This window comes from Streptomyces niveiscabiei (assembly GCF_001419795.1).
GTDB lineage: Bacteria > Actinomycetota > Actinomycetes > Streptomycetales > Streptomycetaceae > Streptomyces > Streptomyces niveiscabiei.
In genome coordinates this window covers 1-5,711 of the sequence record NZ_LIRL01001101.1, presented here as the reverse complement: position 1 = coordinate 5,711, position 5,711 = coordinate 1, and the positions used below count along the sequence as shown (strand labels likewise).

The 5,711-nt window shown below is 73.3% G+C and carries 4 protein-coding genes; 2 read left to right on the top strand and 2 right to left on the bottom strand.

Annotation, left to right across the window (positions count from 1 at the left end):
* Both AOK24_RS40515 and AOK24_RS40510 read right to left on the bottom strand, forming a co-directional pair.
* A partial coding sequence (locus AOK24_RS40515) for a glycosyltransferase family 2 protein (protein ID WP_079057247.1) occupies positions 1-2,979 on the bottom strand: 2,979 nt, incomplete at its 3' end.
* Between the two features lie 194 nt (positions 2,980-3,173).
* The gene (locus tag AOK24_RS40510) at positions 3,174-3,437 is read right to left on the bottom strand and encodes a WhiB family transcriptional regulator (protein WP_003975777.1); all 264 of its coding nucleotides are present in this window, start codon (positions 3,435-3,437) and stop codon (positions 3,174-3,176) included.
* 663 nt (positions 3,438-4,100) lie between these two features.
* On the opposite strand from AOK24_RS40510, the gene AOK24_RS40505 reads away from it, so the two are divergent.
* Both AOK24_RS40505 and cofD read left to right on the top strand, forming a co-directional pair.
* A complete protein-coding gene (locus AOK24_RS40505) occupies positions 4,101-4,610 on the top strand; it encodes a cysteine dioxygenase (protein ID WP_055724907.1) in 510 nt (169 codons plus the stop codon).
* Positions 4,611-4,679: 69 nt separating this feature from the next.
* Complete coding sequence (gene cofD / locus AOK24_RS40500; protein WP_055724906.1) at positions 4,680-5,639, top strand: 2-phospho-L-lactate transferase; 960 nt, start codon at positions 4,680-4,682, stop codon at positions 5,637-5,639.
* Positions 5,640-5,711: the final 72 nt, after the last annotated feature.

The following is a 5,711-nucleotide window of genomic DNA, read 5'->3' as shown; positions in this document are numbered from 1 at the left end:
CCAGCCGTCGGCGACGGCGTCGGCGAGGCGCAGGACGCGGCCCTCCTTGCCGTCCTCGATCTTCGTGTGGATCTCGACGGGCCCGGCGCCGACCGCGACGGGCGTGCCGGAGCCGTCGGCGGCGACGATCGACGCGCGCGAGACCTCGCGGCCCACGCGCCACAGGGCGCTGCCGTTCTGCTGGCTGAGGCGGCTGAGTCCGGGCGTGGCGTCCAGGACGCGGGCGACCTCGCGCGGGGCGCCCTTGTGGACGAGGACGTAGCGCACCGCGAACTTGCCGAGTTCGCTGGTCTGGTCGGCGCCGGAGCCCGCGACGAGGTTGGCGACGACCTTGTCGAGCTGCTTGTTCTCGCCGTCGGCCGAGGCGGTCTCGGCGTCGCCCATGCGGGTGCCGGAGCCGCGGACCAGCATGTAGGAGACGTGGGCGGCGGAGTCGCTGTCCAGGACCAGCGTGCGGGCCTGGTCGCGGGTGCCGGCCTCCTCGGCGACGAACGCGGGCACCTGCACGGGGTCGCGGCGCTCCAGAGGGCCGTCGGCGCCCCGGATCATCCAGCCGGCCGCGATGAGCAGCGGGCCCGCCGCTGCGGCGAACGCGATGAGGGCGGCGACGGGCTGGCGCCAGCCGAAGCTCTGCTCGGCGACCCGGGAGCGGGCGCCGTCGGCGCCGATCATCGCCGCGCACAGCAGGGCGAGGCCGTAGACGAGGGTGGCGGGGCCCGCCCACGCGTCGCCGTTGGCCAGGACGGCGAAGACCAGGCCGATCAGGGCGACCGCCCAGGCCGCCCAGACGCCGGTGTGCCGCTCGGAGCGCAGCAGGGCGGCGAGCGCGGCGAGGACGACGCCGATGAGCATCAGGCCGCTGACCGTGCCGGGGCCGCCGGGGCTCGCGCCGAGCAGGTCGAGGGCGGTCGCGGAGGAGGCGCCGAAGTCGAGGCCGGCCTCCTGGAAGAAGCCGGCCGGCAGGAGGGACAGCGACCAGGGGGCCAGGATCAGCAGGGGGGTGCCGAGCTGGGCGAGGAAACGCGGCCCGTAGGCGACGAGTTCGGTGCGGCGCACGGCGAGGACGGCGAGGCCGAGGACCAGCGCGATCGGCCACACGATCGGCGTGAACGCGGTGGTGACGGTCAGCAGCAGCGCGTACGCCCAGGTGGCCCGCCAGCTGCCGCGCGCGCCCGAGGAGTGCGCGAGGCCGCTGGCGGCGATGCCCGCGCGGGCGATCAGCGGGAGCAGGATCGCGAGGACGGCGGTGCCGAGGCGGCCTCCCGCGAGCGCGCCGGTGACGGCGGGCAGGAAGGCGTAGACGACGGCCGCCCACGCGCGCAGGAGGCGCGAGGTGACCAGCGGCCGGGAGGCGAAGTAGGCGGTGAACCCGGCGAGCGGGACCGAGCAGACCAGCAGGAGCGTGACGGCGAGGCCGGTCGAGCCGAACAGGACGGCGGCGAGCGCGGCGACGATCGCCAGGTAGGGCGGCGCGGCGGGGGTGCCGCCCGCGCCGACGGGGTGCCAGGCGTCGGTGTAGCGGTTCCACAGCTCGGAGGCGTCACCGGGGGCGGGCAGCAGGGCGCCGCCCGCGAGCGCGCCGGTGCCGAGCAGGGCGCGGCAGGCGGCCAGGGAGATCAGCAGCAGGGCGACGAAGAGCACCGGGCCGGGTTTGCGGGCGATGCGCTTGAGGCGGGCGAACTGCTCGATCTCCAGGAAGTCGGCGTCGTCCCCGCCGGGTCCCGACTCGATGCCGCCGCCGTGGCGCCCGGGGGCGGTGTCGGTGTCGGAGGAGTCCAGGAAGCTTCCGGCGGCCTGTTCGACGGTGGCCCGCAGGGTCGCGCCGGGCGGCGGGAACAGGGCGCGCAGTTCGCCCTTGTCGATGACGGGCTTCCCGCGCGCGCGGCGGCCGGCGATGATCCGCTCGGGCCGCAGCAGGGTGCCGAGCAGGCCCCGGATCTCGTCGACGGCCTGCCCGGGGACCTTGCCGACGAGGTACGCCAGCGTCCTGAGGACCGTCCCGATGACGATCCGGAAGAGCACCCAGGGGAGCGCCGCGGTACGGCTGTTGACGAGGAGGGTGTGGACGGCGCCGGCCTTGTCGACCTTGTGCGGGGAGGCGGCGGTGCGGCCCGCGCAGTCGACGGTGCGGCGCTCGCGGGAGGCGGCCTCGGCGTGCCGGACGACGGCTTCGGGGGCGACCAGGACGCGGTGGCCCAGGGAGGTCGCGCGCCAGCAGAGGTCGACGTCGTCGCGCATGAGGGGCAGGCGGCGGTCGAAGCCGCCGAGTTCCTCGAAGACGTCCCTGCGCACGAGCATGCCGGCGGTGGAGACGGCGAGGACCGGGCGGACGTGGTCGTGCTGGCCCTGGTCCTGTTCGCGGCGGTCGAGGCCCGTCCAGCGGCGGCCGGAGGGGGCGATGGTGACGCCGACCTCAAGGAGCTGGCGTTTGTCGTACCAGCCGCGGAGTTTGGGGCCGACGACCGCCACGTCGTCGCGGCCCAGCTCCAGTTCGTTGTCCACGACGCGGAGCATCTCGGCGAGCGCGTCGGGTTCGGGGGCGCTGTCGTCGTGCAGCAGCCACAGCCACTGGACCGGTTCGCCGTACGGGAGTTCGGGCATGTCGTACGCGTCGTCGCGCCAGGTGCGCGTGACGGGGTCCCAGCCGCTGGGGCGCTTGAGGTAGGGCAGTTCCTCCGGGGTGAGGACCGGGGCGGTGCGGGTGGCCTCCTCGACGGCCTGGCCGAAGCCGGTGCGCCGGGCGAGGTGCAGGACGCGGCCTTCGCCGAGGGCCTCGGTGAGCAGCTGGGCGGAGTCGTCCGCGCTGCCGGTGTCGGCGGCCACCACGGACTGGACCGGGCGCTCCTGGCCGAGCAGTCCGGCGAGCGCGTCGGGCAGCCAGCGGGCGCCGTCGTGGGCGACGAGGACCGCAGTCACCACGTGACGCGGGAACTCTGGCGTGGCAGCGTCGCGGGCTGCCGTATGGCTGTGCACGGACATCGAGGTACGGGCCCCGGTTCGATGGACTGCGGTGAACACCCCTGCCGCATGAGGACGGTGGGGCGTCTCGGACGAGCGACCACACTATCGGCTGGGCAAGACCACGGCCCGCCGCCTGTGGATAACCCACGGGCGACGGGCCGTCGTCCTTGTTCCGTGCCAGGCCAGAGGCCCTTCCTACAGTCGTACCGGGGTCAGACCGCCGCCTTCTTCAGGCGGCGGCGCTCCCGTTCGGAGAGGCCGCCCCAGATGCCGAAGCGCTCGTCGTTGGCGAGGGCGTATTCGAGGCATTCGGAGCGGACCTCGCAGGCGAGGCAGACCTTCTTGGCCTCGCGAGTGGAGCCGCCCTTCTCGGGGAAGAAGGACTCGGGATCGGTCTGGGCGCACAGCGCGCGCTCCTGCCAGCCGAGTTCCTCGTCCGCGTCGTCGACCAGCAGTTGCTGCACCAGCTCGGTCATGTGCGCCCCTCGTCTGTCTTTCGCGTCCCCGTGCCGGGCCGTCAACCGTCAAGCGGTGACGGCCGAACGACACGAGTGAAATTACAAGTGTGCTGCTCCGGGCGAGTCAAGCCGAGATCTGCTATTGGGCCCCTTATTCACTCTGCGGAACCAAGGCGGCGCGGAAAGTGTTCAAATCGCCATAAACCTTGACATGCAGACGGGACCTGACGGCCTGTACGGGAAAGGACGCCATCAACTGCGTTCTCGTTCCGACACGCGGGTCACGCGCCCGGTTGTGCGCCATGTGTCCCGGTGAGCGCGTGAACAAACCTTTCGTCTCCTAGACATACCGGATGGGGTGAATCGTGTCCCACCCGCCGGGGGTCGAGTTGACACCGGGGGTGTGAACCGCTGTCCTAGTGGGCATGCTCGCGAACTTGGCCATCACCTCGACCCGCACCGCCGGGTCCCTCGGTGCTGCCCGCGCTCGCCGTGGCTGTTGTTGCTGTCCCAGCTGTTGAGCCCCACCGCGCTCCGGCTGTCCCTCTGAGTCCACCGCGACTCGGCTGTCTGTTCCCCCCCGCCCGCACCAGGGCACCTGCGCCACCCGTGACCCGGGTGGCCGGTACGCGACACCCAGCCCCCCGCACCGCAACTCCCGCCGAGGAACCACCGCACCCCATGAACAGCGACAACGACCTCCAGATCGCCGGCGACATCCTCGAAGTCCTCCACCTGCTCCAGCCCCCGCGCGAACACCCCGCCACCGTCGCCGAGTTCGTCGGCCTCGCGCGGGACATCGCCCGAGACCGCTCCCAGTGGGAGCACCTCGTCGAGTACGACGCCACCACCCGCTGGTACCACCGGCTGCGCACCGGCCCCGGGTACGAGGTGTGGCTCCTGTCCTGGCTGCCCGGGCAGGGCACCGGGCTGCACGACCACGGGCGCTCGTCCGGGGTCATGACCGTTCTCGACGGGACGCTCACCGAGCGCACCGAGCGGGGGGTGCGGAAGCTTTCCGGGGGCGCGCAGCGGGTGTTCGCGCCGGGGTACGCGCACGACGTGGTGAACGACACCCTGGAGCCCGCGGTCAGCCTGCACGTCTATTACCCGGGCCTCACCGAGATGCCGATGCACGCGAGCGCGCAGGCGTGCGCCGGGCGCGAGGAGAGCCGCGCGGCGAACGTCTGAGGCGGCACTGTGGCTGCTCTGCGGCAGCGGGCCGCCGCGTTGTCACAGGGGCCTGCGAGACTGACTCCCATGCGCATTGTGGTTCTGGCAGGCGGTATCGGCGGGGCACGCTTCCTGCGCGGTCTGAAGAAGGCCGTGCCGGACGCGGACATCACCGTGATCGGCAACACGGGGGACGACATTCACCTGTTCGGGCTGAAGATCTGCCCGGACCTCGACACGGTGATGTACACGCTCGGCGGGGGCATCGACGAGGAGCGGGGCTGGGGGCGGGCCGACGAGTCCTTCCGGGTCAAGGAGGAGCTCGCCGCGTACGGCGTCGGGCCCGAGTGGTTCGGGCTCGGCGACCGGGACTTCGCGACGCACATCGTGCGGACGCAGATGATCGGCGCCGGGTATCCGCTCAGCGCGGTGACCGAGGCGCTGTGCGACCGGTGGCAGCCGGGGGTGCGGCTGCTGCCGATGACCGACGACCGGGTCGAGACGCACGTCGCCGTCGAGGTCGACGGGGAGCGCAAGGCGATCCACTTCCAGGAGTACTGGGTGCGGCTGCGGGCGTCCGTGCCCGCGCAGGCCGTCGTCCCCGTCGGGGCGGAGCAGGCGAAGCCGGCGCCGGGGGTGCTGGAGGCGATCGCCTCGGCCGACGTGATCCTCTTCCCGCCGTCCAACCCCGTCGTCTCGATCGGGACGATCCTCTCCGTGCCGGGCATCCGCGAGGCCGTCGCCGACGCGGGCGTACCCGTCGTCGGGCTCTCCCCCATCGTCGGGGACGCGCCCGTGCGCGGGATGGCCGACAAGGTGCTCGCCGCGGTGGGGGTCGAGTCGACGGCCGCCGCCGTCGCCGAGCACTACGGGTCCGGGCTGCTCGGCGGGTGGCTCGTCGACACGGCCGACACGGACGCCGTCGCGCGCGTGGAGGCCGCCGGGATCCGGTGCCGGGCCGTGCCGCTGATGATGACCGACGACGAGGCGACCGCCGTGATGGCGGGCGAGGCGCTGAAGATGGCGGAGGAGGTGCGGGGGCGGTGAGCGACGAGGCTGCGGTGCGGGGCGGTTCGGCAGGGGCCGGTGCGGCGGGCTCCGGCCCCTGCCGAACCGCCC

Bases quoted from the DNA above. Each gene is read 5' to 3' on its own strand.
- AOK24_RS40510 (WP_003975777.1), bottom strand. From the start codon at position 3,437: ATGACCGAGCTGGTGCAGCAACTGCTGGTCGACGACGCGGACGAGGAA.
- AOK24_RS40505 (WP_055724907.1), top strand. From the start codon at position 4,101: ATGAACAGCGACAACGACCTCCAGATCGCCGGCGACATCCTCGAAGTC.
- cofD (WP_055724906.1), top strand. From the start codon at position 4,680: ATGCGCATTGTGGTTCTGGCAGGCGGTATCGGCGGGGCACGCTTCCTG.